The sequence below is a fragment of the Picosynechococcus sp. PCC 8807 genome (assembly GCF_001693295.1).
Classification (GTDB): domain Bacteria; phylum Cyanobacteriota; class Cyanobacteriia; order Cyanobacteriales; family MRBY01; genus MRBY01.
Genome location: NZ_CP016483.1, coordinates 133,721 through 159,025, shown reverse-complemented (window position 1 = coordinate 159,025; position 25,305 = coordinate 133,721). Strand labels below are relative to the sequence as shown.

Below are 25,305 nucleotides of genomic sequence, written 5' to 3'. Positions count from 1 at the left end.
CTAAATTTACACTAAAATCACCATCGTAAGATAACGTGTGAACCTGTCGGGCTTCCTTCAACAAACTGTGCCTCAGGAAATATATCAATAAATGCGATGTCACTGTTCCTAATATCATTGATGACTTCTACAGGATTTATTTCAAGCAATTCTCCATAAAAATAGATTGGCTCTCCATGGCCTCTCCTAGGATTTAGATCTATTCCATTATTCTTGAGACCAATAGAACGATGTGCTGTGCGAGCATATTCGGGATCATTGGATGGATTTTGACCTCCTCTTACCAAGTCATAGATTGCTAGAATAGAAGTAGTTAGAGAAAGTGTCTGCAATTCTGGTGCTCTGTATTTTGTAGTAAATACATTTGCAGAGTCTAACAATGTGACACTATTAACTGAAAAATCCTTTTCTTCCCATAAGTACTTTGCCGCCTCAACAGCTACATAAGCACCCAAACTATGGCCTACCAGATCAACCTCCTCTGGCTTTAGTCCACTTTCTAAGATTTTATTCGCTAAGGTTTCCCCAACAATTGGTATTTTTGAGGCGGCAAGTCCTAACCTGCGTAGTCCCTGCCTGGAGCCTTCTCCCCAGTCAACCATAATGGCCTGCTCAATTGATTCGGCATTTTTCATAGATTTCGCAAAAAAACGACTACCTTCTGCGTTGTGATCACTATCCAAGCCATGGATATAAAAAGTTGTTTGCCTGCCTGGCTGAATAGGTTGATTGAGCAGGTTGATAAAGTTGTCTTCTGTAATATTGTACGGAGCAATTCCTACAGCGAAATCGGATTCGACAACTCTCTGATATCGAAAATCTCTAGGTTGGGATGTATTTTCATTATTAAGAGCGACATTTTCTAGTGACCATTGGTCTACTGTTGCATTAACTTGACCTTGAGTTGTTACCAAAAGACGGTTACCGTAGACATCACGAAAATAAAAAGAACAATATACTAAACCTTGGCTGCAGCTAGTAATTTCCCAGTACCCTTTATTCCACCATTCTTGTGCTGGAATATCCCAGTCTAATTCGTTTCTGTAAGTCCAGTGTTGCTTTTGCGGTTGCCATCCCGCCGCAATTAATCTTTGCCGCGCTTGCTCATATTCTAAACCGTAAATACTGGGTATTTTTGTATGTTGTCTAGATTGATTAGTTTGAGCTAACACAGGCTCCATTGGAAGAGAGAGCATCGCTATCCCTAGAGAAAAATATAGGCTAGAAAAGATTAATGATTTCATTTTTCTGAAGATAAAAATCTACCACCAAGAAACTAAACCTCAAAATACACTTAGCTTCATACCTAAACATACCCTATGGCATAAAGGCTAGACATAAACGTAGCAATTCTTAACTTCGTCTATTGATACCAGTAGCTGTCATTTCTAAGCAACTGAAAGTGAGCATAGCGATCATGGTGGCTATTAATTGATTATTTCCAGCAAAAGCTGAAATCCTATCAACTTCGCCATACTTTTAAAAGACTATTTAGTTTTTCAGTGATATTGTATGTCTACGCATTTAAGACTCAAGAACCGAAACCCTACCCCCTACTTTTTCCGGGGCTGATCTGTGGATTGGGTTAATTTGGCGATCGCCTGTTTTGCCCGTTGGGGTTGACCCCAGAGAATCGTTTCCTGTTTATAAATGCACATTCCTGGTTTGGCCCCCTTGGGTTTATAAACATGCTTGGGTTTTGTATAAACAATGGGCACCTGATCACTCTGGTTGGCGCGACTGTAATAGGCTGCAAAATCCGCCGCCCACTGCAATTCCGCCTCATCGGGAACCGCGCCGGGTTCTAGTCGTAATAAAACATGGCTACCGGGGATTTCTTGGCTATGGAACCAAAGATCATAATCATTGGCCACCCGAAACGTTAGATGATCATTTTGTTGGTTATTGCGCCCGATCCAGAGTTCTGATCCTCCTGGGGTGCTGTAAATGTGGGGTTTAGAAACCGCTTGTTTAGCAGTGGGTTCTCGGTTTGTTTTGAGGTAACCCCCGTGGATCAATTCTGCCTGAATTTCCTGTAAAGCTTCCAAGTCAGTGGCGTTTTCGTAATTAGCAATTTGTCCCAAACTGGCTTCAATGTGTTCGAGGTAATGAATTTCTGTTTCTACTTCCTTTAAAAGTGGTTGCACAATGTGATTTGCTCGCTTTAGTTTTTGGTGTTGCTTATAAAAAGCCTGGGCATTTTGGACAGCATTTTTATCCGGTTGGAGGGGAATTTTAACGCGATCGCCTGAGGCAAAATCCGTTAGGGCAATTTTGGTTAAACCCGGTTGCCACTCGTGCAAATAGGCCATGAGTAAATCGCCGTATTGACGGTATTGATCCGCTTCGGTGGATTCTGTGAGGCGCGTTCGGAAAAGTTGGGCCTTTTGCTGCAATTTTCCCAACAGGAGACTAACTTTCTGGCTGAGTTGGTGGTGCAGTTGTTGGAATTGTTGTTGATTAAGGCGGCTTTGATAATAGTGATTGAGAGTTGGCTGTAGGGGCAAACAAGATTCATCCGGCTGCCAGGTTACCATTTGATATTGGTTGTCCTGGAGCGTCAGGCAAAACTGTCGCTGTTCTAGGCAAGCAAGCCACCGTTGCCACTGCTGAAAAAGATTTTCCCAATCGTTAGCGGTGAGGGTATCCGTCGTTTGCTCAGGGGTTAGTTGGGCCGCACCAATCATCCCTTCTAGAAGAATAGGACTCACGCCCCGGTAATTTTCGAGAATTTGTTTTTTCAGAGATTTTGGTAATAGGGCGATTCTTTCTTGCCAGCGTTCAAAGGATTCTGTGGGGCTGGGTGCTGTTTTCGTCAGGGCCGGGGGAAATTCGTAGGGTTGGCCGGTTTGGACGGGGCGGACGGTGGAGCGATCGCCACTGATTTGTTGGGCCGTAGTGACAATTTGCTGATCGGCATTGGCGAGGATTACGTTGCTATGTTTCCCCATAATTTCAACGTATAAATGCCATTGGGGGGCTTCTCCAGGGCGGCGGCCAAACTGAAAATCCACCACCCGTTCCCAGGGTTGGATCAATTCGATCCCCAGCAAGGCCGAACCTTTGATGAGGTGGCGCAGTTGGTCGCTAAAGGTAAAGGTATCGGGATCCCTAGGGGGGCGATCGCCTAAATGCATTCTGGCGGCCTGGGGGTGCCAAGATAACCAGAGCCATTCCCGTTTTTCGAGGGTACGCAGGGCTAAACAGAGGGTTTGTTTGTCGTATTGATAAACTTGTTCGAGGCGCGCCGGCACCCAGTCCCGCTGTAATTCCGTGACCAGGGCCACCAAGGTTGTGTAGTCTACTGCCTGAATTTTCATTGCTGCTCGATTCTCCCCAATGCCGATGCCACGGATCGCAGTCTTGGATCTTAGGGGCTTTCGCTAAAACTATCCAGATAAGCGCCGATATATTTTTTCATCCGCTCGATGAAATAGGCCGAAAACAGTTCCCCATAGTCTGCTTCTACGAGGGCGATCGCCTCATTGAAACGGTGATGACCACAGGCGATAAACTGCGCCGTAGAAATGGCATGGAACTGCGATTCTGCCCCAGGCACATTATTTTTAAACGCATCAATATAAAGTCCCCGCACGCGGCGCACATAGTCTGTTTCCCAATCGCTAAATTCAACGGTGCCGATACTGGGAAACGACAATTCCACATTTTTCATAAAGCCCATCACCATGTTCATACATTGCCGGGTCTGCTCGATGGGGAGCGCTTGGGCCGCGCCGCGCCGATAGGCCCATTGGGTAATGCCGTTGGTCACTTCTAGGGCGCGCAGTTTTGCCAATTTATCCAAGGTTTCCGTCGGGAAGCGATCCAGATCTTGCAATTGCTGTTCAATTTCGGCTTGAAAACCAGCAAAATCCGCCGCAAAAAATTCCTTGAGTTCGTAAATTTCCGCTAATTTCTGCCAGTTAATCTGTCGCTGTGGTGCCATAATCATGCCTCAAGCTTCCGCGCAAAATCTACCATTCATCCCGCCGTCGCCGTTGGGGTGCCGTCCATTCCAACTCCGCTAACTCTGGGTCTTCTTCCAGTTCAATTTGCCACACTTCCTTAAAGGGATTGACAACTTTTAGAATTGCATCGCCGACAAAATCTTTGACAAACTCATCTTTTTTACTGAGCTTAAACTGTTCCTGCACTACTTCCGTGATCCCGCCATCGCCCCAATCCTGGTCATGGCGGAAATATTCAATGAAACTTTTGCCCGCAATGCGCGTGAGGTAGGCGGCTGTCACCCCTTGGATTGCTTTGCCCACGAGGTACGTAGCAATGTTTGTTTGGAGAATTTTTGCAAGAATTTCCACCGCCCCTTTAACGACCCCTAAACTAACGAGGGTTTTGCCGAGGGAGACGGCTAATTCTTTACCGCGATCGCCATCGATTTCGCAGCCATACACCCGACCAATTTCCATCACCATCTGGGCATTCACCGCCGCCGTCGCCAACATATCCACCACAGGTAAAGGCGTTACAGCAATTACTCCAGCACCAATCCACTGGTAGCGTTCGATCACTTGTTCGGCCTGTTTTTTCCGTTGGTGTTCAATGATTTTGCGGGCTTCTTCCCCCAGGCGTTGGGATTGTAAAAGAAGATTATCTGCTAACAAATCATCCCCTTCGGCCCGCAGCACCACCGCTAAACGTTTCACTAAAGGCATCACGTCCGGCTCTGGGGCAAAGATTTCGCCATCCTCTAGTTCTACGGGTTGGGGATTGGCACAGACTAAAACCACGTCCTGGGGAGTGATCAGGTGTTGCACTTTTTCCTTAAGGCGATCGCCAATCAATTGTTGATCAGCGTCTGCGTAAACGTCGATTTTGTTAAACACCAACAGCGATCGCTTGCCAATTTCAGCCAGTTCACAGAGGGGATCGTATTCCGATTGCCGCAGATCGTTATCCACCACGAAAATCAGCAGATCCGCATTGGTTGCCAACTCCCGCGCCAGGCGATCGCGTTGAATGCCCGCTTCCCCCGCTTCTAAAATCCCCGGCGTATCCGTGATTAAAATCTGCCGATTCACTCCTTTTAGTTTCAGGCGATAGGTCTGGCCGGTCTGGGTCGTGCCCATGGTCGCTTCGACATTACCCACCATTTGCCCAATTAGCGCATTCACCAAAGATGTTTTCCCCGCCGATCCCGTACCAAAAACAGCCACCTGGAGCTCTTGTCGCTCAAAATTCGCCTGAATTTCCTGGGAACGGTTCAGGAGGACTTTCTGGGCCACTTTATCTTGGATTTGGTTGACTTGCTGTTGAATGGTGCGTAGATTTGCCGCCGCCACCTCTGTTTTTTCCGTGGGCAGTTGAGGCTGATAATTGACAACTTTTCGGGACGATCGCGGTTTTCGTTTGCGACCAAAGAGGTTGAAATAGCGCCAAAACGTCCAGAGAATTAAACCAATTAAAGCAATAAGCACCAAAATCAGCAGATTTGCCAGAAATGGCGCCGTAAAGGACACCTGGAGATAGAGACGATAGAGGGAATTCACCAACCACAACATCAGCCCCAGAATAATACTCAGGCCAATGAAAAATAAGGTGAGGCGAATCGGGTGCATTAACGCGCAAACTCTCTGAAAAACCTGATGACCATCATAGCTTGTCCCCCTTCGCTGAGGATGCTGTAACCCTTAGTTCACTTGACTCCCATTGTTTGTTTCCGGCTGTTTGGTCACCATTGATCTTGGTGATGGGCATCAAATGCTAGACAAGGGAGCGCTGGTTGGAGTTATGGGCGATCGCCTTTTCCCTTTTGGCAACCCAACAGTTGATATAAGAGAATGGAGCAAAAGCAAATTCTGACCCTGCAGACATAACCCCATCACCACAAACTCCTATGAAACGTGATTCCTACGGTGCTTTAGCGGGCGCATCGATCCCCGCCGCCATCCTCAGAGCCTCGGCCACCCTCAAACTCGCCGGTAATATTGGCTTCTGGGTACAGATTATCCTCGGTGTTGTCGCAGCGCTAATTCTCCTCTTTGCCAGTGCGAGCCTAGTCGGTAGTGATGCCACCAACGCCAACCAAGATATTCGCTTTAGCCAGGGAAGCAGCTTTGGACTATTCTGTGCTGCCGGCGGTCTCATTGCCCTCATCGTGAGTATCTTTTTCTTCTTCCGCTACAAAACCATTGCCCGACTAATGCTCGCGGGTGATAGCTCCCTCCGGCCCAAGAAATCCTACACCATTCAAACCATTAAATTTGGTCTCTTGGCTAACCTCCTGGGCATGATGTTTGCGATCATTGGTGCCGAAGCCTTTGTGGGGCTCGTCCTCGGGAAATCTTTGACTATTCCCCAGGGGGCCGTTTTTTCCAATACATCCCAGCTCATTCAACCGAAAGATTTATTTATTATTCTGGCGAATACCCACACGATCGCCTCCCATTTCACCGGGATTGTCATTGCCCTCTGGCTCCTCGATCGATTGAATAAATAATGTCCTCACCGCTCCTGACGTGACCTATGCAACGTACCCGACTCAATCTCCTCCTGGGGGAAACCCTTGGGCAATTTACCAGTTTTTTTCAAAATCCATGGCGCAAGATGGCCTTGCTCGCCATTTTTCTCCTTTTTGGAAACTTTGTTGCGACGGTTTTTCCGCCGGCTATCGGCCAAGCCATGGCTTGGGATCCGATAGTTGCCATTGGGATCATTTTTTTGGCTGAAGTGATCAACTTTCTCTACTACAGACAAGGCGATCGCCAAACCATTGCCCAAAAAGCGGCCACAAACCCTACTGCGCCCCAGAGCCGGCTCTTATTTCAACTGATGCATGTCTTCAAAATTGGGCTCCTGTATGGCCTCACTGTTTCCGCCGTTAACGTCGGTTCGTAGCGAATGTTACCAGAGCTTGCCAAGGGGGAGAAACCGTATCAGAATCAATTGTTCTAGGCATCAACCAAAAATTTCCCCTGTGCTAGAATCAACTCTACATAGGGACTAGCAGCAGGTAAAAAACAGGTCATGTTTGAACGCTTCACAGAAAAAGCTATTAAGGTGATTATGCTCGCCCAAGAGGAAGCGCGTCGCCTTGGTCACAACTTCGTTGGTACGGAGCAAATCCTCCTCGGTCTCATTGGTGAGGGGACTGGCGTTGCCGCTAAGGTACTCCGGTCTATGGGGGTTAATCTCAAGGATGCCCGCATTGAGGTAGAGAAAATTATCGGACGGGGTTCTGGCTTTGTGGCCGTTGAAATTCCGTTCACGCCCAGGGCAAAACGGGTTTTAGAACTCTCCCTCGAAGAAGCTCGCCAATTGGGTCACAACTATATTGGTACGGAGCATTTGTTACTAGGCTTAATCCGTGAAGGGGAAGGAGTTGCTGCCAGAGTCCTCGAAAATTTAGGGGTTGACCTCTCCAAGGTACGTACCCAGGTAATCCGGATGCTCGGTGAGACCGCAGAAGTCGCAGCGGGTGGCGGTTCTTCCCGGAGTAATAAGACGCCGACCTTAGATGAGTTTGGCTCGAATCTGACCCAACTGGCCAAAGACAGTAAGCTTGATCCCGTCGTTGGTCGTCAAAATGAAATTGAACGGGTGATTCAAATCCTTGGTCGCCGCACGAAAAATAATCCGGTGCTGATTGGCGAACCAGGGGTCGGGAAAACGGCGATCGCCGAAGGTCTGGCCCAAAGAATTTCCAATGGGGATGTGCCTGACATCCTCGAAGAAAAGCGCGTTGTCACCCTCGATATTGGTTTGCTGGTTGCGGGCACGAAATACCGGGGTGAATTTGAAGAACGCCTCAAAAAAATCATGGACGAAATTCGCCAAGCCGGGAATGTGATCCTGGTGATTGACGAAGTTCATACCCTAATCGGTGCGGGTGCTGCGGAAGGGGCGATCGATGCCGCCAATATCCTCAAGCCTGCCCTCGCCCGTGGTGAACTGCAATGTATCGGTGCCACCACCCTTGATGAATATCGTAAACACATTGAGCGGGATGCAGCCCTTGAGCGGCGCTTCCAGCCCGTCATGGTCGGTGAACCTTCCGTCGAAGAAACCATTGAGATTCTCTTTGGTCTACGGGAACGCTATGAACAGCACCACAAGCTCAAAATTTTAGATGAAGCCCTCGATGCGGCAGCAAAATTAGCCGACCGTTACATTAGCGATCGCTTCCTGCCCGACAAAGCCATTGACTTGATCGATGAAGCGGGTTCCCGTGTTCGGTTGATCAATTCCCAACTGCCCCCCGAAGCCAAGGAACTCGATAAAGAATTGCGCGATGTCCTAAAGCAAAAGGATGAAGCGGTGCGCTCCCAAGACTTCGATAAAGCGGGTGAATTGCGCGATCGCGAAATGGAAATTAAAACCGAAATTCGGGCGATCGCCGCCAGTCAGAAAGAGAAAAATAGCGACATCGATGCCGTGGTTGATGCCGAAGAAATCGCCCACATCGTCGCCTCTTGGACAGGAGTTCCCCTCAACAAACTTACCGAGAGCGAATCCACCAAACTGCTCAACATGGAGGACACCCTGCACCAGCGTCTCATTGGTCAAGAAGATGCCGTGAAAGCTGTATCTCGCGCCATTCGTCGCGCCCGTGTTGGCTTGAAAAACCCCAATCGTCCCATTGCCAGCTTCGTCTTCTCTGGCCCCACTGGGGTCGGTAAAACCGAGTTGACTAAGGCTTTAGCTGCCTACTTCTTCGGGTCTGAAGATGCGATGATCCGCCTCGACATGTCTGAATTCATGGAGCGGCACACCGTTTCTAAACTAATTGGTTCCCCTCCCGGCTACGTCGGTTACAACGAAGGGGGTCAGTTAACCGAAGCCGTTCGTCGTCGTCCTTACACCGTTATTCTCTTTGATGAAATCGAGAAAGCGCACCCCGACATCTTCAACATGCTGCTGCAAATCCTTGAAGATGGACGCTTGACCGACGCGAAGGGGCGCACCGTGGACTTCAAGAACACCTTGATTATCCTGACCTCCAACATTGGCTCTAAGGTCATTGAAAAAGGTGGCGGTGGCCTCGGCTTCGAATTTGGCGAAGATGCGGCAGAATCCCAGTACAACCGGATCCGTTCCCTGGTCAACGAAGAACTCAAGCAATACTTCCGTCCAGAGTTCCTCAACCGTCTCGATGAGATTATTGTCTTCCGTCAACTCAACAAAGAAGAGGTTAAAGAAATCTCCGAAATCCTCCTTAAGGACGTCTTCAAGCGCCTGACTGAGCAGGAAATTGAGTTGCAAGTTACCGACAAGTTTAAGGAGCGACTCGTGGAAGAAGGCTACAACCCATCCTATGGTGCCCGTCCGTTACGTCGCGCGATTATGCGCCTGTTAGAGGATGTCCTTGCTGAGGAAATTCTTTCTGGCCGCGTTGGTTCTGGTGATACGGCGATCGTCGACATCAATGAAGAAGGTAAAGTGGCCGTCAGTAAAGCGGCAAAACCTTTGGAATTAGCCAAGCAACCTGGTTAACTGTGACCAATCTCTAGCCTGTCGATAACCCTAACGTTAATTAAAACCTAAGATGCCAAGAGGAGCTTTCGGGCTCCTTTTTTGTGGTTTGGTTATACGCAATCTAAGTAGAATCCTTAAGTTTTTCTGATTTTTTCGAGAAAATCTAGGGATTAATGTAACAATAGTTACAGAAAAAGTTTTGAGGCACAGTGAGGAAATCTCTATGAAATTGACATATCGTGGTGTTTCCTATGATTCTCTTCCCGCAACCTTAGAAGTGACAGAAGGGGATATCTTAGGTCGTTATCGTGGACAAACGGTGCGGCGACACTGTGTAACGCAAACAGTTGATCGTCCGGATGTTGAGTCAGTACTCCTCCACTATCGGGGTGGCACCTACGCGATTCAGCAACCTGTGGTTAAAGCGACGGCCCAACAGCAACAGGAAGCGGCCGCTGCAGCTTGTCCGGTACGAGTCCCACAGCTCTCTAAATTAATGGGTCAAGACGCCCGGCGTGTGCACCTGGAAAATATGCGTCGCAGCTTAGAACGGCGGATCCGCACGGCCCAAGCCCAGGGGGACGAACAACTGATTACCCTGCTGCAACAGGAATCTAATGCTTTATCCTCGGTTTAAGGTGTGATTTTGATTTAAACTCTTTCTGACTCTGGTGATAGAACAAGGTAAATCTCCCCAGTAGTTATAACAGTAAGAATAATGAATATTAGTTGGAAGTGGATGGAAGCTGCTTCCTTTTTTATTGGGAAAATGGTCGGTGATCGCCTTGGGTCAGGTTTCCTTCTTCGGGAATAATGGGAATCAAGGTGTTTTGGAAGTAACCATGCGCATTTTGTTGGTAGACGATGAACGGGAATTACGGGGCGCCCTTAGCCAAGTGCTCCAACGGGAAGGGCATACCGTAGCATTGGCAGAAACTGGCCAGCAGGGGTTAGAACTGGCCTGCGATCAAGAGTATGATCTACTGATTTTGGATTGGATGTTGCCGCAATATTCGGGGGTTGAAATCTGCCAACGGGTGCGATCGCTAGGTCGTACAACGCCTATTTTATTTTTAACGGCCAAGGATACGGTGGACGACCGGGTTTCTGGTCTGGATGCTGGTGCTGATGATTATTTAGTCAAGCCCTTTGAGTTGCGGGAACTGCTGGCCCGGGTGCGGGCGTTATTAAGGCGATCGCCTGGGGGAGAGCCACCTAATCGTTTAAAGATCGCCGATCTCGAATTAGATATCGCCAACCAAATGGCCTACCGTGCTGGCCGGGCCATTCGCCTCTCGGATCGGGAGTTGCAACTCCTGAGCTATTTTATGGAGCACCCGGCTCAACTTCTGACCCACGAGCAAATTTATCAACACCTCTGGCAAGATGGCGATGAATCTCCCAGCAGTAATGTGCTAGCGGCTCTGGTACGCTTGCTACGTCGTAAGGTAGAAGCAAAAGGCGATCGCCCTCTAATCCACACCATTTACGGAAAAGGATATTACTTTGGCGAGCAGAATACCTAGGGAGTTGTTTCCTTCTTTTGAATGACAGGGGGAGCCGGCACATCAACATTCGTAGGAGCTGGTCTTGGGGCCGCAGGCGGACTCGGTGGCGTTGCGGTGGATGCAGGTCGATTATTACTCGGTACGGGGGCAAGGGGAGGCACAGTATCCGCCGGATCAGTGAAGTCAAAGGCCGGTGCTGGGGGCTTAATTTCATTGTCGACCACAGCTTTATTATCATTGTTCGTCGGTGTTGTCGCCGCTGCCTCTGGGGTTGGGCGCTCATCAGAGGATGCTTCCGTGGTCTCTTGTGCTTCTGAATTTGTGGTGCTGGTTTTTTCTTCTGTATCTGTGGCAACGACCTTCGTTTTTTTCGCGCCCCCTTGGATTGGTTCTGCGGCAATAGAACCGACGCGATTATTCAAATTTGGTAATTTGGGAAAATCTTCCACCGTCATGGCCGCCGCAATTTGACGCATTGCATCACCCCAGAGACGCGCCGCTGTACTACTGGCTCCCCAGGTGGGTTTATTATCGTCATTGCCGAGCCAAACCCCTGTTACCATTTGGGGGATGTAACCAATAAACCATAGGTCTCGCGCCTGATCAGAGGTGCCTGTTTTCCCGGCCACTGGACGACCAATATTTGCTTGGCTGCCAGTACCGCTACTCACGACATTTCGCAGCATATAGGTCATGATGGCGGCACTATCAGAATCGATAGCTTGGATCGGTTTGCGATTCGCTTGGTAAACGACCTTGCCATTGCGATCAAGGATTCGACTAATGCCATACACAGGCTGATAAGAGCCACCATTTGCGAGGGTGCCATAGGCGGCGGTTAGCTCTAGTAAATTTACTTCCCAGGCACCTAAAGCTAAGGAATAGGTGGGCTTCATCTCCGATTCAACACCCATGCGGTGGGCGAGATTAATGATCGGGTCCCAACCCACATCAAGCATCACACTCAAGGCGATGGTGTTGATCGATTTTGTCAGGGCTTCTGTGAGGGAAACGGCTTGATTGCTGACGGTACCAGAATAGTTTTTCGGACGGTAGCCATCAATGGCAAATTCTTGGTCAACATAGGTTGCATTGGGAGACATCCCAGAGGCGATCGCCGCTGCATAGACAAACATTTTGAAGGTCGAACCCGGTTGCCGTTGGGCTTGGGTGACGCGGTTATATTGATTATTTTCAAAATCTAAGCCCCCAACCATCGTTTTAATCTGGCCACTGCGGGGATCGATGCTCACCATCGCCGCCTGTTCAAAGCGTTGATAACGTCCGTAGTTCGTAATTCCTTCCGCCACAACCGCCTCTGACCACTCCTGCCATTGAGGATTTAAGGTCGTTTCAATGACAAAACTGCCCGTTTCCAACTGCTCTGGGGAAAGGTACCGTTTCAGTTCTGCCTTCACATAATCAGCAAAATAGGGGTATTTGCGCAGTAAACGTTGGGGCGTTTGCCGATTCGTTTCAATGGGGGTGGCGATCGCCGTTTCATACTCGGTCTGGGAAATATAACCCTCTTCCCACATCCGCTCTAGCACCTGATCCCGCCGTACTGTCGCCGCCTGGAGATTAACAAACGGTGAATATAAACTGGGGGCTGGCGCTAAACCCGCAATCATCGCCGTTTCCCCTAGGGTCAACTCTTCTAAATTTTTACCAAAATAAACCCAAGCCGCATCCGAGACACCATAGGCTCCAGAGCCTAGATAAACTAAATTTAGATAACTTTCTAGGATTTGCTCCTTGGAGAACTGTTCTTCTAATTTCGTCGCCAAGCGCATTTCCTTGACCTTACGCGCTAGGGTCATTTCCTGGTTTAAGAAAACAATACGCGCCACCTGCTGCGTAATGCTACTGCCTCCTTCTACGACTCTGCCTGCCCGAAAGTTCATGTAGGCGGCCCGTGCGACCCCCTGTAAATCCACCCCAAAATGCTCATAGAAGCGTCGGTCTTCACTGGCAATAAACGCCTCGGTTAAGGTCGTTGGTACGGCCCAGATTTTGACCCGGTCATGGGAAACAGGCCCCACCTCTTCAATGACACTGCCATCGGCTGCTTGAATGGTGAGGGTGCCAGGACGTGTATAAATTAAGATTTCATCGACATTTTCCGGCACCAGTGCCTCTAGTTCCTGCCAGCCCCGGTAGATGAGAAAACTGCCGCTGCCAACCCCAAGCACAAGTCCCGCCAATAGCCAAAGCCGCCAACGCCGTCTTTTTGATTTTCGCTGTGGCTTTTGGGGTGATGCGCCGTTATCTGTAGTGGTTTGTGGTAATTCTCCCCTGTCCATGGCCACCATTTCAGCACCTTGTAAGTCATGGTCAGAGCTAGCCCCAGGTTGTGACCCACTCTGCAATTGATTGGTGTTGTCTTCTAGGGGTTGAGACACTGACTTTCTGACAAAATTAAACACGCCGAAATCCTCTAAGCATGGCTCGAATTAAGCGATAGATTATGATGCATCGCGGTCTTTGATTCGGAGCCAGTTTAACAAATGTGCTCGAATATTCCAGACAGTCTATAGCAAATCGCAACGATTGTACCAGGCCAATGATGAGGTTATTTTATTGTTTGATTAGTTTTTTAGTTAAGCGGGTAACGCGATTCGAACGCGCGACATTCACCTTGGCAAGGTGACGCTCTACCGCTGAGCTATACCCGCTTGCGTGCTGAGCACGTATACAACTATGCCAAGAAAAAACGAAGATGTCAAGGGTCTCATTGATTTTTTTTGAGATCCCGTTGGCGATCGCCCCAACGCTTAAATTTTTCCCATCAGACTCGCCATTTCTAAAGCACTGAGAGCGTAGCCCCAACCAAGGTTATTCTTAATCCCGGCCCGTTCGAGGGCCTGCTGCATGGTATCTGTGGTCAGGACGCCAAAAATAACCGGTACGCCCGTTTGGAACGCCGCCGCCGCAACTCCCTTGGAAACTTCAGCCGCAACGTAATCAAAATGGGGAGTATCGCCCCGAATCACCGCCCCAAGACAAATGATGGCATCGTATTTACCAGAATCAGCCAGTTTTTTGGCGACTAGGGAAATTTCAAAACAGCCGGGCACCCAAATGTAATCGATTTGCGTTCCTTTTGGATCAGTATTGACTCCATGACGACGGAGACAGTCTTGGCAGCCTGCGAGGAGCTTGCTTGTTACCAGGTCATTGAAACGACCGATGACGATCGCCAATTTGAGCGCTTGGGTGTTGTCGTTATAGGTTCCTTCAAAGGTAGCCATAATGGATTTGTAGAGAAAAGGTGTAAAGGGGGAAATTAATAAAAAAATTAAGGTGCAATCACGTTGAGGTTGCCAACGCAGAAGATTGCACCTTGGGGGAGATCAGGGCCGTCCTGATCGCCAAACATAGGAATGTGCGTGGTTAGATCACGAAAAAATTCAGGACACCGACGGCAATGACCAGAACAGTCCAAGCAATGGAACCGACAAAAATCAAGGATTTGGACTGTTCCCAGTTGGTGGGGGAAGCATAGGCAACGGGGACACCAATTACCATCAGGAACGAAAGGGCCACGAGGGCAGCAAGGGCAAGTTGGAATAAAATAGTCATTTTTTAAAATTCTCCCAAGACAGCAAGCAAATGGGGTTTATGGGCTTAGGATGCCAAATAAGGTTTTGAAAATCCTAAAGTTTTCATTGTTTATAGTAAGCTACCAGAAAATTGACCTTCTCTGGTAGATGGGGCCGCAAGTGATTCTCAAAGAAGGCATTCTCGGTGAGAATGGGAAAGCTTTTCGCTTTTTATTGTGTTTTTTTAATTCCTAAAAGATTGTGACTGATTCTCCTCGAAAGTCTCGTTCGCTGGCTGGTATTGCGGGGGTTGTGGCGATCGCCACCCTGATTAGTAAGGTATTCGGCTTGGTGCGAGAGCAGGCGATCGCCCGGGCATTTGGGGTGGGGCCAGTGGTCGATGCCTATGCCTATGCCTACATTATTCCGGGCTTTTTGCTCATTCTCTTGGGGGGAATCAATGGGCCGTTCCACAGTGCCCTCGTGAGTATCTTGGCCAAGCGAGATCAAAAAGATGCTGCGCCCCTCGTAGAAACGGTTTCTACCCTGGTGACGGGGGGACTCCTGTTGATCACCGTTTTGCTGGTGGTCTTTGCGGGATTTTTTATTGACTTGGTAGCCCCAGGTTTAGAGGGAACCGTGCGGGAGTTGGCGATTTTGCAGTTGCAGATCATGGCTCCGTTGGCGGTCTTTGCGGGTCTAATTGGCATTGGTTTCGGGGTGTTAAATGCCTCGGATCAATATTGGCTACCGGGGATTAGTCCGTTGTTTTCGAGCCTCAGTGTGGTGATCGGGGTCGGTAGCTTGATCTGGATTTTGGGGGAACAGGCCAGCGCCCCCGAATATATGCAGTTGGGCTGTATTGTCCTCGCTGGAACGACCCTCGTTGGTGCGGTTTGGCAGTGGCTCGCCCAGGTGTTTGCTCAGTGGAAATCGGGCTTAGGTACCCTGCGGCCCCGGTTGGATCTGAATATTCCAGGGGTGAAGGATGTGATGCGGGTGATGTTGCCTGCCACCTTGTCTTCGGGGATGCTGCATATCAATGTTTATACGGATATGTATTTTGCCTCCTACATTGAGAGTGCGGCGGCGGCGATGCGCTATGCCAATTTCATCGTCCTTACACCCCTGGGGATTATTTCCAACATGATTTTGGTACCGTTGTTGCCTGTGTTTTCACGGTTGGCGGCCCCAGAAAATTGGGATGATTTAAAGATTCGCATTCGTCAGGGTTTGTTACTCACGGCCCTTTCGATGTTGCCCCTGAGTGCAATTTTTGTCTCCCAGGCGCGGACGATTATCCGGATTATCTACGAATACAATGCCTTTGCGGCGGAAGCGACGGCCATTGTTGCTCCAGTCTTGATGGCCTATGGGATGGGGATGTTTTTCTACCTGGGACGGGATGTGCTGGTGCGGGTTTTCTATGGCTTGGGGGATGGGGTCACGCCGTCGCGGATTAGTGTTTTTAATATTTTTTTGAACGCGTTTTTAGATTTTATTTTGGTAAACCAATTCCAGACGCCGGGTTTGGTCTTTGCCACGATTGGGGTCAATGTTTTTTCGATCATTATGATGCTTGGGATCTTAAACCGTCGCCTCGGCGGATTGCCCTTGGGAGAATGGGGCTTAAATTTGCTGGGCTTAACGGGGGCAGCGATCGCCGCTGGATTTGTAAGCTGGGGAATTTCGCTGGGGGTAGAATCCTTGAGTTTCGGCCAAAACCTCTATGTGCAGGGCTTGGAATTATTCGTGGCGATCGCCTTTTCTCTGGTTATTTTCTTTGGCCTCGCGAGTTTGTTGAAATTGCCAGAGTTAGAAATTTTTTGGCAACGCATCAAGGGCAAGCTTAAGCGTCGTTAAGGGAGACTAAAAACCTTGGTTGGTTTGGCGAGACAGATAAAGATTAAAAATTGAGAGGACAAAAATTACCAGGAACAAGACTAGGCCAATGGTGCAAGCATAGCTGATCTCTAAATTTTGAAACGCCTGCTCATAGAGGTAATAGACCACCGTTTTTGAAGCGTTTAACGGCCCCCCCTGGGTCATCACATAAATTTCTTCAAAGACTTTTGTCGCTGAAATCGCCGAAATCACGGACACTAGCAAAATGTAAGGACGCATCAAGGGCACTGTAATGTCTAGGTGTTTACGCCAGCCGTCCGAACCGTCTAGAGAAGCTGCTTCATACAGTTCCGGGGAAATCGCCTGCAATCCTGCTAGATAGATCACCATGTAATATCCCAGCCCTTTCCAAATGGTCACCAACATCACACTCCAGAGGGCGAGTTTCGGATCTGTGAGCCAAGGAATCCCATCCCCTAAACCGATTTGTTTTAGGAGTTGATTAAAAAAACCGTTGGAGGCATACAGGGCGCGCCAGGCAATTCCTGCCACAACCAGAGAAACGATCACTGGGGTATAAAAAGCCGCCCGAAACCAAGTAATCCCCCGGAGACTCTGGTTCACCAAAATGGCCAAGGCTAAGGAAAAACTCACCAGTATCGGCACGACCCCAATCAGATACAACACCGTATTACCTAAGGTTTTCCAAAATAGATCGTCCTGGAGCAGCAGGGCAAAATTTTTAAAGCCGATCCAACGGGGCGTTTGGGTCAGGTCGTATTGATACTCGGTGAAACTAAGGTAAAACGCTTGGAGGGCCGGGAGAGCCACTGCTAGGCCCAAAATGACAAGGGCTGGCAACAGAAAAAGATATGGCGTCAAGAACTTGGTTGAAAGTTTCATGGGGAATACCGGGGCGCAGAGTCAAAATGTATCTTAAGGCAAAAATCTAAGGTTGCCCGACATAGACGGTGATTTGGGGGCCGCTCCTGAACCAAGGAGAAGCGCCAATTTGTTAAGCTAAAGGTGATCGTTATTCATTATTTTTCAGCCCCTGTGGAAAATTTCCCTGGAAAATTCTATGGCCCGTTTCAATCGACGAACTGTTAAGCGTTTATATCGCAAGGAGCCAGTGTCTAGCTTCTTGATTGTGATGGGTTTAATCGAAGTGGTGATTGGGGGTGTCGATGAGCATTGGGGTTTATTTACCATCGGTTTGGGATTTGTATTAGGGGCGATCGCCATTCGCTGGTCTCGTATCCGCCGCGATCAACGGGATCTCAATCGGGTTTTACCGCGCCGTTATTTACCCCCCACGGAAGTGAATGTGCCGCTGCCCCAGTTGATGAACGAAAGACAACGCTAATGGTAACGGCAGATTATGGTCTCAAAATTGGGACAGTGGCCCAACAGAGTGGTTTACCGGTAAAAACGATTCGTTATTATGCGGATTTGGGGTTGTTGACCACAGTTATGGGGCGATCGCCAAAGGGTTATCGACTCTTTTCGGCGGCGGTCTTTGCTCGGTTGGCATTTATTAAACGGGCCCAGTCCCTCGGTTTAAGCCTCGAAGACATTGGCAAGATCCTAACGGTGCGCGACCAAGGAACCTTGCCCTGTGGGGTAATTAGGGAGTTATTAGAAGCACAACTCCAAGAAATTAATCAGCAAATGGCCGCCCTGACGATCCTAAAGGGGGAATTACAGGGTATTCTGTCTGGTTGGCAAGATTTTTCCGATCAGCCCCAGCCCCCATCGACCATTTGTCCAAATTTGCAATGACCCCCCTCCAACAACGCTGGTTTGCACAACTCCGAGAACACCGGGCGATCGCCGTTATTCGGGCCACGGACTGGCAACTGGGAATCAAAATGGCTGAAACCGCGATTAACGGGGGATTAAAGCTCATTGAAATCACCTGGAATAGTGATCAAGCTGGCCACATCATTGCGACCCTGCGGGAAAAATTTCCCCAGGCAATCATCGGCACGGGCACGATCCTCACGCCCACAGATTTAAAAGAGGCGATCGCCTGCGGTGCTACCTTCGCTTTCAGCCCCCACAGTGACCGGGAGTTAATCCAGATTGCCCATCACCAGGATATTCCCATGGTGCTAGGCGCCTTAACCCCAAGCGAAATCTACCAGGCCTGGCATTGGGGTAGTGACGGCGTCAAGGTATTTCCTATTAAATCCGTTGGTGGCGCTAGTTTTATCCGTTGTCTCCAAGCCCCTTTACCTCAAATCCCTCTCATTCCCACTGGGGGCGTTAGCCTCACCAATGGCCCCGCATTGATCGAAGCCGGGGCGATCGCCGTTGGCCTTTCAAGTGATCTCTTTCCCCCCGCGATGCTCGCAAAACAAGAATGGCCGGAACTTAGCCAGCGACTCCAGCAACATCACCCTAGTCAATGGTAATTTCCACAAAAAAACGACCCCCACCATGGCGATCGCTATCTCGATTTGTGCAGATTAATTCCTAGGAAAATTTAATCATCACCATCGGCACCCAGTTGTTTGAGGTGAATATGTTTGCGACCTAAAGAAATTTCAAATTCATCACCGGGCTGGAGTCCCATTTTTTTGGTGTAGGCAGACCCAATCAAAAGATTCCCATTGGACTGTACACTAATACGATAGGTGGCAGCACGACCCCCCCGACCTTGGGCATTTGTATTGCTATCTAACTGCACCCCTTCTGCTTCGATGAGAGCATTATAGAACTTCATCATATTGACACGTTCAACCCCATTCTTGGTGATCGTGTAATAGCCGCAAGCTCTTGCTTTTTCTTCTTTACTGTGGTTTTCAAGCTCCTTAACTTTTGCGAGCAGTGCATCACCGGTCAATGTTTCAATCTTTTTCTTTGTAGCCATTTACTTATTACGAATGAATGACGATAAATGAGAGTTATGGGATGAAGCCTGCGAATTCTTTTTTTACTTCGCTGCGCACCTTAAACTTTTAAATTAGCTGTTTCTCACGTTTATCTTACATTATTCTCTCTTAAAATAGAGGTTAAGACGATTTTTTTTGGCAAAAATAATCGCATTCTTTCCTAACATGCCAAAATTTTTTCAAAAAAGGTAGCCATGAAGCTAACCACCAGAGGTCATTACAGCGTTAAAGCTTTACTCGATATTAGTTTGCAACCCGGTTATGGCCCCACTTCCGTAAAGGCGATCGCCAAACGCCAAAACCTCCCTGCCCCATACCTTGAGAAGCTGTTGATTGAGATGCGTCGAGCCGGAATTCTTCGTTCAGTCCGTGGTGCCCAAGGGGGATATCAATTACTATCGAAACCCGAAGATATTTCCCTAGGTCAAATTCTCCAGGCCATCGGTGAAACCATTGAACCGCTCCCCCACCATGAACCCCACCCCGACCAAGCCGAAGATTGGGTTACCTTTAGTCTCTGGCAGCGGCTCCACCAAAAACTCCAAGAAGCCCTTTATAACATTACCCTTGCTGATTTGTATTACGACGCCCGCAGTTGGAAAGCAGCCCAGGGAGAAGCCACAAGTTTTGTTATTTGAAGTTTTTACAATGTCTAATTTTTCTACACCGAAACGTTATGGTGGTGGCTGTCATTGTGGTGGTGTTCGCTTCCAAGTCGCCTTGAGAAACTTTCAAGCCCTTGACTGTAACTGTTCTATTTGTCGTAAAAAAGGATTTCTCCATATCATTGTCCCCCAGGCAGATTTCCATTTACTCCAAGGACAAGATCTGCTAACGGCCTACCAGTTTAATACCCACCAAGCAACCCACCTTTTTTGTCGGCGTTGTGGCGTCCATTCTTTTTATCTACCCCGCTCCCATCCCGATAGTATCGATGTGAATCTGCGCTGTTTAGATGAAAATCTATTAGATGTCTTTGAGATTATATTTTTTGATGGGGAAAATTGGGAAGACAATCTTTCCCAAATCACCTAAAATCTGGATCCTGTGCTGTTAGCAAAAAAATAAGATTGTGCTGTCGAGAAGATATCAACGCATTTGCCAAACCTTAGATCGTCGTCAACCTGACCTCACTGTCCTCATGGAGGATGTCCACAAACCCCACAATATTTCCGCGATTATTCGCACCTGTGATGCGGTGGGGGTGATGGCTGTCCATGCAATGAATCAGGTCGCAGATGGTGATGTCCTCGATACTTACTCCCAGGTGGCCCAAGGCAGTGAGAAATGGGTTGATTTAAATCGTCACCCTGACGTTACCGTAGCCATCGATCAGCTCCACCAGCAAAACTTTAAGATCTATGCGGCCCATTTAAGCGATCGCGCCGTTGATTATCGCACCACTGACTATACACAACCCACGGCAATTTTGATGGGGGCCGAACGGTGGGGGGTCAGCGACACAGCCGCAGAGCTTGTAGATGGTCACATTATCATTCCGATGTTAGGGATGGTGCAGTCCCTTAATGTTTCCGTGGCCGCAGCGGTGATTCTCTTTGAGGCACAACGCCAACGCCTCCAAGCTGGATTTTATGATCAACCCCGTCTGGACCCAGAGTTCTACCGTCAGAAGGTCTTTGAGTGGGGCTACCCTGAACTTGTCGCCCATTACCGCGATCGCCAATTACCCTATCCCCCTTTAGATTCAGAAGGTCAAATCATTCCAACCTGACCCGAGTCAGCCCTAACAACCCCATTGCAACACACCCATGGCCGCGATCATTCTTGCCTGGGTGTTTTTCATGTAAAAACGTAATTCAATTCATGCATAGAACTCAAGTGTCCTCAAAAATCGTAGCTTTGGTTACACATTTTCAGGATTTCTTTGTTTAATTTATGACCTATTAAACGCGCAAAATCTCTTTTAAAAAGATTTTTTGTAGCTCGTCCTCTACTTTGCCAAGGATTATTATTTTCTTAGCAAAATCAACTGAAGATTACTTTCTTCTAAACAATTTGAATCCTCTATATTTTTTGCAGTTGGTCAGAAAATGGAGCTTTAATTGTGACTGGAGACTGATTTTATTTAAAAGTATCTTTCTTTGGATGAATTCATCAAAAATATTGTGGTACTTGGCTTTGACTTAGATCAAGAAACTTTCTTGGCTGAATATCACAGCAGAACAAAAATCCAGAGCTAAACTTTTGAAATTAAATTCCGAAAAAGCAAAATTAAGTTCTTCATGAACAATTTATCTGTGGTTTAAAAGTTAATCTCAAAGCGCATTGACTTTAGAAAAAACAATGACCCTTTTGTTTCCCCATCGGTTTTAAATTAGGAGAAAATAATGGACTACGTAATCCCCAAAGAACTAGTAGATGCCAGTATCAAAGCAGGCGAAACAAAAGCACGTCTTTCCGTCAAAGATCTGCTCATCCGTGGCTTCTACTCCGGTCTGGCCCTTGGCGTTGCCACTACCCTCGCTGTTACCGTCGCCGTACAAAGTGGTCTGCCATTCCTCGGAGCACTTCTCTTCCCTTGGGGATTTGCCTCCATCGTGCTCTTTGGGATGGAACTGGTCACTGGCAACTTTGCGCTGATGACATCGGCAATGTTGGCGAGACGAGTGAGGTTTGGCAGAGTTATTAATAATTGGCTTTGGGTTTATCTGGGTAATTTTTTAGGTTGCTTGTTTGTGGCCTTGCTGATGGGGTTCTCCCTTACCAATGGAGGAACTGCTGACCCCAGCCCCGTGGGTGAAAAAATCATCGAAATCGCCCTCTCTAAGACCGTGGCAGTAAAGGAAATGGGCACCAATGGTTTCTTCCTCTTCATTGTCCGTGGTATTTTCTGTAACTTCCTAGTTTGTTTGGCTGTGATGATGGGCATGGTGAGTAAGTCCGTCCCAGGTAAATTTATGGGCTGCTGGTTCCCGATCTTCGCGTTCGTCACCCTCGGCCTGGAGCACATCGTGGTCAATATGTTCTTTATCTTGACTGGCATGGTTCTCGGTGCGCCGATCTCTGGTATGGATATGGTCTTCTGGGATTTCCTGCCTGTGACGATTGGTAACATCATTGGTGGTGGTATCTTCATCGGTGCGCTGCTGTACTCGACCCACTACACGAAATCCCAAGGACTTCCTCAAATGGCGATGGAAGAATCCATGAAAAATCCTGTGCTGCGCTAGGAAATCGGGCTTAATCCACCGATTGCCAAAATAAAAATAATTATGAAAATGGGAGGGAGTGACTCAGGTCGCTCCTTTTCTATGTTTTGAATCGTGAGAGCCAAGATCAACTCAAAGGATGCCGAAGGTTAAGCCACTGTAAGCGGTGAGGCGATCGATGAGATGTTCACCCATGGCTGTGGCTGGCGTCCAGAAGCCACCGGATCGGGATATATTATCTTTGGCTAAACAGAGTCCCGCTTGGGCGATAATTTTTGCGGTGGAACCATAGCCCGGATCGCGATCGCCAGTGACTTTTGCCATAAGAACTTCACCCGAAGTAGTAATGCCCCAAAAGCGTAGATCATAAAAACCGGCTTGCTGTTGGCTGGGGGAAGGCCCTTCGCCGGGGGCCGGGACAATTTTTTCGAGGAGACTAGGGTCGATCGCCGCAGTTCCTCCCAGGATTTTAAGTAATAGGCTTAGACCCTGGGCTTTCAACCAACCCCCAACACTGACCCCCGTAAGCAGCCCTTCGTCGTACTGGAACTGCTCACCATAGGCCCAGTTTTGTAGGGCATTGGAGCGCAGCACAATAGGCGTATTCACCGCTGCCATGATAAAGGGTGTCACCCATTCGCCAAAAATGTGGTCGATTTGTACCGGGATTAGGGGAGCTGGGTGCTGGGGATTGGGAGCTTTGGGACAGAGGGCATAGGGATTAGCCAATAGTGTTTTGATCTCTGAGTCGGCGATCACCTCTTTGATCAGATTCATGCCGCTGGCCGCTGTCCCCCCGGAAATGCCTCCCTGGGCCGCCTTAACGCGCATCTTAATTTGGCGACAGGGTTTTCTGAATTGTTCTAAAGCCCGCTGTTGCAAAAAATACACCCCAAGGTCAGACGGCACCGAATCAAACCCGCAACAATGGACGATCCGTGCCCCCGATTGTTGGGCGATCGCCTCATATTTAGTCACCATCTTTTTGACCCACTGGACTTCCCCGGTCAGATCGCAATAATCGGTTCCCGTTGTGGCACAGGCCCGGAGCAAGGTTTCTCCATAAAGACTGTAGGGGCCGACCGTTGTGAGGATCACCTTCGTTTGCTCGCAGAGGGCCGTCACTGCCCCTTGATCAAACACATCAACGACAAAGGTTGCTAAGGTCTCCCCTGGGATGCCCAAAGAGTGCTTGAGTTGGGCTAATTTTTCGGCTGAACGGCCGGCGATCGCCCAAGTAAACGATTCACGTTCGGCATGGTCACAAAGATAGCGGCAAATAATTTGGCCCACAAAACCAGTGGCCCCCACCACGATTAGATCATAGGGGGGTGACGATGGCGACATTTTTTCAGAAGACATAGAGCCTAGTGTCCCAGACAAAGATGCCCTTCAGTGTATCGTCTGTGCTAAACCTTTGTGGCTCGGTTGGGGGTGCCCCGTTCTGCATCCCGCACCCGTTTACCGCGCCAAACCAAACGGATCGGCGTGCCCGCAAAACCGAGATCCTGACGAAATTGCTTCTCGATATAGCGGCGGTAGCTATCGTTAAATCGTTTGGGGTCATTGACAAATAGAGAAATCGTCGGCGGCTGACTCCGTACCTGGGTGCCATAGTAAATCCGACCCTGTTTCCCTTGGCGACTGGTGGGGGGAGAATGCCAGGAAACCGCTTCTTGGATCACCTCATTAATTACGGCGGTAGAAACGCGGCGACGGTGAGATTCGGCGGCTTGATCAACTAAATCCAGAATTTTATTCACCCGCTGACCAGTCTGGGCGCTAATGAAGAGCATTTCGGCCCATTCCATAAAAAATAGACGCGCTTGCAACTCTTTGCGGTATTGGTTGATCGTGTAGGTATCCTTCTCGACAGCATCCCACTTGTTGGCAACGATGATCACCGCTCGGCCTTCGTCAATGATTCGACCCGCTAGTTTGAGATCCTGTTCGGTCACCCCATCTAAAACATCAATCACAAAAAGTACTACATCCGCCCGACGAATCGCTTTAAAGGCACGGTTAATGCTAAAAAATTCGGCCCCATAATCCACATTTTTTTTCCGGCGGATGCCAGCGGTGTCAATGAGGCGATATTGTTGGCCGTTGCGTTCGATGATTGTGTCAATGGCATCGCGGGTTGTCCCAGAAATCGGACTGACGATCGCCCGTTGTTCTCCGGTAAGGGCATTGAGCAGACTCGATTTACCGACATTGGGGCGACCAATGATTGCGACGTTAATGGTGGTATCTTCTTCGACATCGGTGATCGTCGGGAGATATTCAATGACTTTGTCTAAAAGATCGCCGGTGCCACTGCCATGGATCGCCGAGATGGGGAAAGGTTCTTCCATGCCCAGCTCCCAAAATTCAGCTGCTTGGGTATAGCCCTGTTCGAGGGATTCGCATTTGTTCACGGCCAGGACAACGGGGACATTTTGTTGGCGCAACCAGTCGGCAATTTCTTGGTCGGCGGCATTTAACCCAGCTTGGCCATCCACCACAAAAAGGGCAACGGCTGCTTCGGCGAGGGCGATCGCCGCTTGTTCGCGGATTAGGGGTAAAAATTCTTCGTGGTCGTCGAAAACAATCCCGCCCGTATCGACAATCTGAAAATTGCGGTCTTGCCAAAAACCAGGCCGATAGGTGCGATCGCGGGTAATGCCGGGCTGGTCATGGACGATCGCCTGTTGATCGCCAGCAATGCGGTTGACGAGGGTAGATTTGCCCACGTTGGGACGACCGATCACGGCAATAATGGGGAGTTTCATAGGGACTCTGCTTGAATCAGGGGAAAAGACTGGATAATGACGGGGGGACTCGCTAAGCTTTAGTACAAGCGGTCTGTTTTGCTTCAAAAAATTATGATATAAACGCCAACATCAAAACTCAGAATATTTAATCATACCAA

24 protein-coding genes and 1 tRNA gene are annotated in these 25,305 nt (G+C 48.7%); 13 read left to right on the top strand and 12 right to left on the bottom strand.

The features are described 5' to 3' along the window. Positions 1-17 precede the first annotated feature (17 nt). The 4 genes from AWQ24_RS00815 to AWQ24_RS00800 all read right to left on the bottom strand — a co-directional run bounded on the left by AWQ24_RS00815 (position 18) and on the right by AWQ24_RS00800 (position 5,576). Positions 18-1,244 carry a hypothetical protein gene (locus AWQ24_RS00815; protein ID WP_083993463.1) on the bottom strand — a complete coding sequence of 409 codons (1,227 nt, stop codon included), beginning with the start codon at positions 1,242-1,244 and terminating at the stop codon, positions 18-20. Between the two features lie 309 nt (positions 1,245-1,553). Continuing rightward, the gene (locus AWQ24_RS00810) at positions 1,554-3,320 is read right to left on the bottom strand and encodes an NFACT RNA binding domain-containing protein (protein WP_198161498.1); all 1,767 of its coding nucleotides are present in this window, start codon (positions 3,318-3,320) and stop codon (positions 1,554-1,556) included. Positions 3,321-3,370: 50 nt separating this feature from the next. Then, positions 3,371-3,946, bottom strand: coding sequence for a hypothetical protein (locus tag AWQ24_RS00805; protein WP_041443708.1), 576 nt, complete (start codon positions 3,944-3,946; stop codon positions 3,371-3,373). Between the two features lie 28 nt (positions 3,947-3,974). Beyond that, positions 3,975-5,576, bottom strand: a complete 1,602-nt coding sequence (locus tag AWQ24_RS00800) for a YcjF family protein (RefSeq protein ID WP_065715736.1) — start codon at positions 5,574-5,576, stop codon at positions 3,975-3,977. Between the two features lie 278 nt (positions 5,577-5,854). Between AWQ24_RS00800 and AWQ24_RS00795 the strand changes: the two genes are divergently transcribed. The 5 genes from AWQ24_RS00795 to rppA all read left to right on the top strand — a co-directional run bounded on the left by AWQ24_RS00795 (position 5,855) and on the right by rppA (position 10,958). Beyond that, entirely contained in the window at positions 5,855-6,457 is a 603-nt protein-coding gene (locus AWQ24_RS00795; protein WP_012305781.1) for a DUF3611 family protein, read from the top strand. Positions 6,458-6,483: 26 nt separating this feature from the next. Then, positions 6,484-6,855: a DUF565 domain-containing protein gene (locus AWQ24_RS00790; RefSeq protein ID WP_062431748.1), complete on the top strand. Its 372-nt coding sequence runs from the start codon at positions 6,484-6,486 to the stop codon at positions 6,853-6,855. Positions 6,856-6,984: 129 nt separating this feature from the next. After that, positions 6,985-9,450: an ATP-dependent Clp protease ATP-binding subunit gene (locus tag AWQ24_RS00785; RefSeq protein ID WP_062431746.1), complete on the top strand. Its 2,466-nt coding sequence runs from the start codon at positions 6,985-6,987 to the stop codon at positions 9,448-9,450. Positions 9,451-9,655: 205 nt separating this feature from the next. Further along, positions 9,656-10,069, top strand: coding sequence for a DUF4278 domain-containing protein (locus AWQ24_RS00780; protein WP_012305778.1), 414 nt, complete (start codon positions 9,656-9,658; stop codon positions 10,067-10,069). A gap of 205 nt (positions 10,070-10,274) precedes the next feature. Beyond that, complete coding sequence (gene rppA / locus AWQ24_RS00775; RefSeq protein WP_030006723.1) at positions 10,275-10,958, top strand: two-component system response regulator RppA; 684 nt, start codon at positions 10,275-10,277, stop codon at positions 10,956-10,958. On the opposite strand, the gene AWQ24_RS00770 is transcribed toward rppA, so the two are convergent. The 4 genes from AWQ24_RS00770 to psbZ all read right to left on the bottom strand — a co-directional run bounded on the left by AWQ24_RS00770 (position 10,955) and on the right by psbZ (position 14,522). Beyond that, on the bottom strand, positions 10,955-13,342 hold the full coding sequence (locus AWQ24_RS00770; protein WP_232318840.1) for a transglycosylase domain-containing protein: 2,388 nt from the start codon (positions 13,340-13,342) through the stop codon (positions 10,955-10,957). The two genes, rppA and AWQ24_RS00770, sit on opposite strands and share 4 nt — an antisense overlap. A gap of 201 nt (positions 13,343-13,543) precedes the next feature. Next, positions 13,544-13,615, bottom strand: a tRNA-Gly gene (locus AWQ24_RS00765). A 99-nt stretch (positions 13,616-13,714) separates the two neighbouring features. Next, entirely contained in the window at positions 13,715-14,191 is a 477-nt protein-coding gene (gene ribH / locus AWQ24_RS00760; protein ID WP_065715734.1) for a 6,7-dimethyl-8-ribityllumazine synthase, read from the bottom strand. A 142-nt stretch (positions 14,192-14,333) separates the two neighbouring features. Beyond that, complete coding sequence (gene psbZ / locus AWQ24_RS00755) at positions 14,334-14,522, bottom strand: photosystem II reaction center protein PsbZ (protein ID WP_012305774.1); 189 nt, start codon at positions 14,520-14,522, stop codon at positions 14,334-14,336. A 221-nt stretch (positions 14,523-14,743) separates the two neighbouring features. Between psbZ and murJ the strand changes: the two genes are divergently transcribed. Continuing rightward, a complete protein-coding gene (gene murJ, locus AWQ24_RS00750) occupies positions 14,744-16,345 on the top strand; it encodes a murein biosynthesis integral membrane protein MurJ (RefSeq protein ID WP_065715733.1) in 1,602 nt (533 codons plus the stop codon). A 6-nt stretch (positions 16,346-16,351) separates the two neighbouring features. Here the strand turns inward: murJ and AWQ24_RS00745 are convergent, their stop codons facing one another. Then, positions 16,352-17,230: a carbohydrate ABC transporter permease gene (locus AWQ24_RS00745; protein WP_065715732.1), complete on the bottom strand. Its 879-nt coding sequence runs from the start codon at positions 17,228-17,230 to the stop codon at positions 16,352-16,354. A 178-nt stretch (positions 17,231-17,408) separates the two neighbouring features. Between AWQ24_RS00745 and AWQ24_RS00740 the strand changes: the two genes are divergently transcribed. From AWQ24_RS00740 to AWQ24_RS00730, 3 genes are read left to right on the top strand one after another with little or no spacing between them, the layout of a single operon-like run. Then, positions 17,409-17,693 (top strand): hypothetical protein, encoded by a 285-nt coding sequence (locus tag AWQ24_RS00740; protein WP_012305771.1) that lies wholly within the window; start codon positions 17,409-17,411, stop codon positions 17,691-17,693. Further along, on the top strand, positions 17,693-18,109 hold the full coding sequence (locus AWQ24_RS00735) for a heavy metal-responsive transcriptional regulator (protein WP_030006726.1): 417 nt from the start codon (positions 17,693-17,695) through the stop codon (positions 18,107-18,109). The genes AWQ24_RS00740 and AWQ24_RS00735 overlap by 1 nt, the downstream gene beginning before the upstream one ends. Then, positions 18,106-18,744 (top strand): bifunctional 4-hydroxy-2-oxoglutarate aldolase/2-dehydro-3-deoxy-phosphogluconate aldolase, encoded by a 639-nt coding sequence (locus AWQ24_RS00730; protein WP_065715731.1) that lies wholly within the window; start codon positions 18,106-18,108, stop codon positions 18,742-18,744. Before AWQ24_RS00735 ends, AWQ24_RS00730 begins: the two co-directional genes overlap by 4 nt. A gap of 71 nt (positions 18,745-18,815) precedes the next feature. On the opposite strand, the gene AWQ24_RS00725 is transcribed toward AWQ24_RS00730, so the two are convergent. Next, positions 18,816-19,202, bottom strand: coding sequence for an AbrB family transcriptional regulator (locus AWQ24_RS00725; RefSeq protein ID WP_012305768.1), 387 nt, complete (start codon positions 19,200-19,202; stop codon positions 18,816-18,818). A 216-nt stretch (positions 19,203-19,418) separates the two neighbouring features. Here AWQ24_RS00725 and AWQ24_RS00720 point away from each other — a divergent pair, with 216 nt between their 5' ends. From AWQ24_RS00720 to AWQ24_RS00705, 4 genes are all read left to right on the top strand, one after another. After that, positions 19,419-19,862 (top strand): Rrf2 family transcriptional regulator, encoded by a 444-nt coding sequence (locus AWQ24_RS00720; RefSeq protein ID WP_012305767.1) that lies wholly within the window; start codon positions 19,419-19,421, stop codon positions 19,860-19,862. Positions 19,863-19,872: 10 nt separating this feature from the next. Continuing rightward, positions 19,873-20,259: a GFA family protein gene (locus tag AWQ24_RS00715; protein WP_065709872.1), complete on the top strand. Its 387-nt coding sequence runs from the start codon at positions 19,873-19,875 to the stop codon at positions 20,257-20,259. 37 nt (positions 20,260-20,296) lie between these two features. Further along, positions 20,297-20,956: a tRNA (guanosine(18)-2'-O)-methyltransferase TrmH gene (trmH, locus tag AWQ24_RS00710; RefSeq protein WP_065715730.1), complete on the top strand. Its 660-nt coding sequence runs from the start codon at positions 20,297-20,299 to the stop codon at positions 20,954-20,956. A gap of 616 nt (positions 20,957-21,572) precedes the next feature. After that, positions 21,573-22,415: a formate/nitrite transporter family protein gene (locus AWQ24_RS00705; protein WP_012305764.1), complete on the top strand. Its 843-nt coding sequence runs from the start codon at positions 21,573-21,575 to the stop codon at positions 22,413-22,415. A 111-nt stretch (positions 22,416-22,526) separates the two neighbouring features. On the opposite strand, the gene AWQ24_RS00700 is transcribed toward AWQ24_RS00705, so the two are convergent. Continuing rightward, positions 22,527-23,756: a trans-acting enoyl reductase family protein gene (locus AWQ24_RS00700; RefSeq protein ID WP_198161496.1), complete on the bottom strand. Its 1,230-nt coding sequence runs from the start codon at positions 23,754-23,756 to the stop codon at positions 22,527-22,529. 47 nt (positions 23,757-23,803) lie between these two features. Beyond that, positions 23,804-25,165: a ribosome biogenesis GTPase Der gene (der, locus tag AWQ24_RS00695; RefSeq protein ID WP_012305762.1), complete on the bottom strand. Its 1,362-nt coding sequence runs from the start codon at positions 25,163-25,165 to the stop codon at positions 23,804-23,806. Between the last annotated feature and the right edge of the window lie 140 nt (positions 25,166-25,305).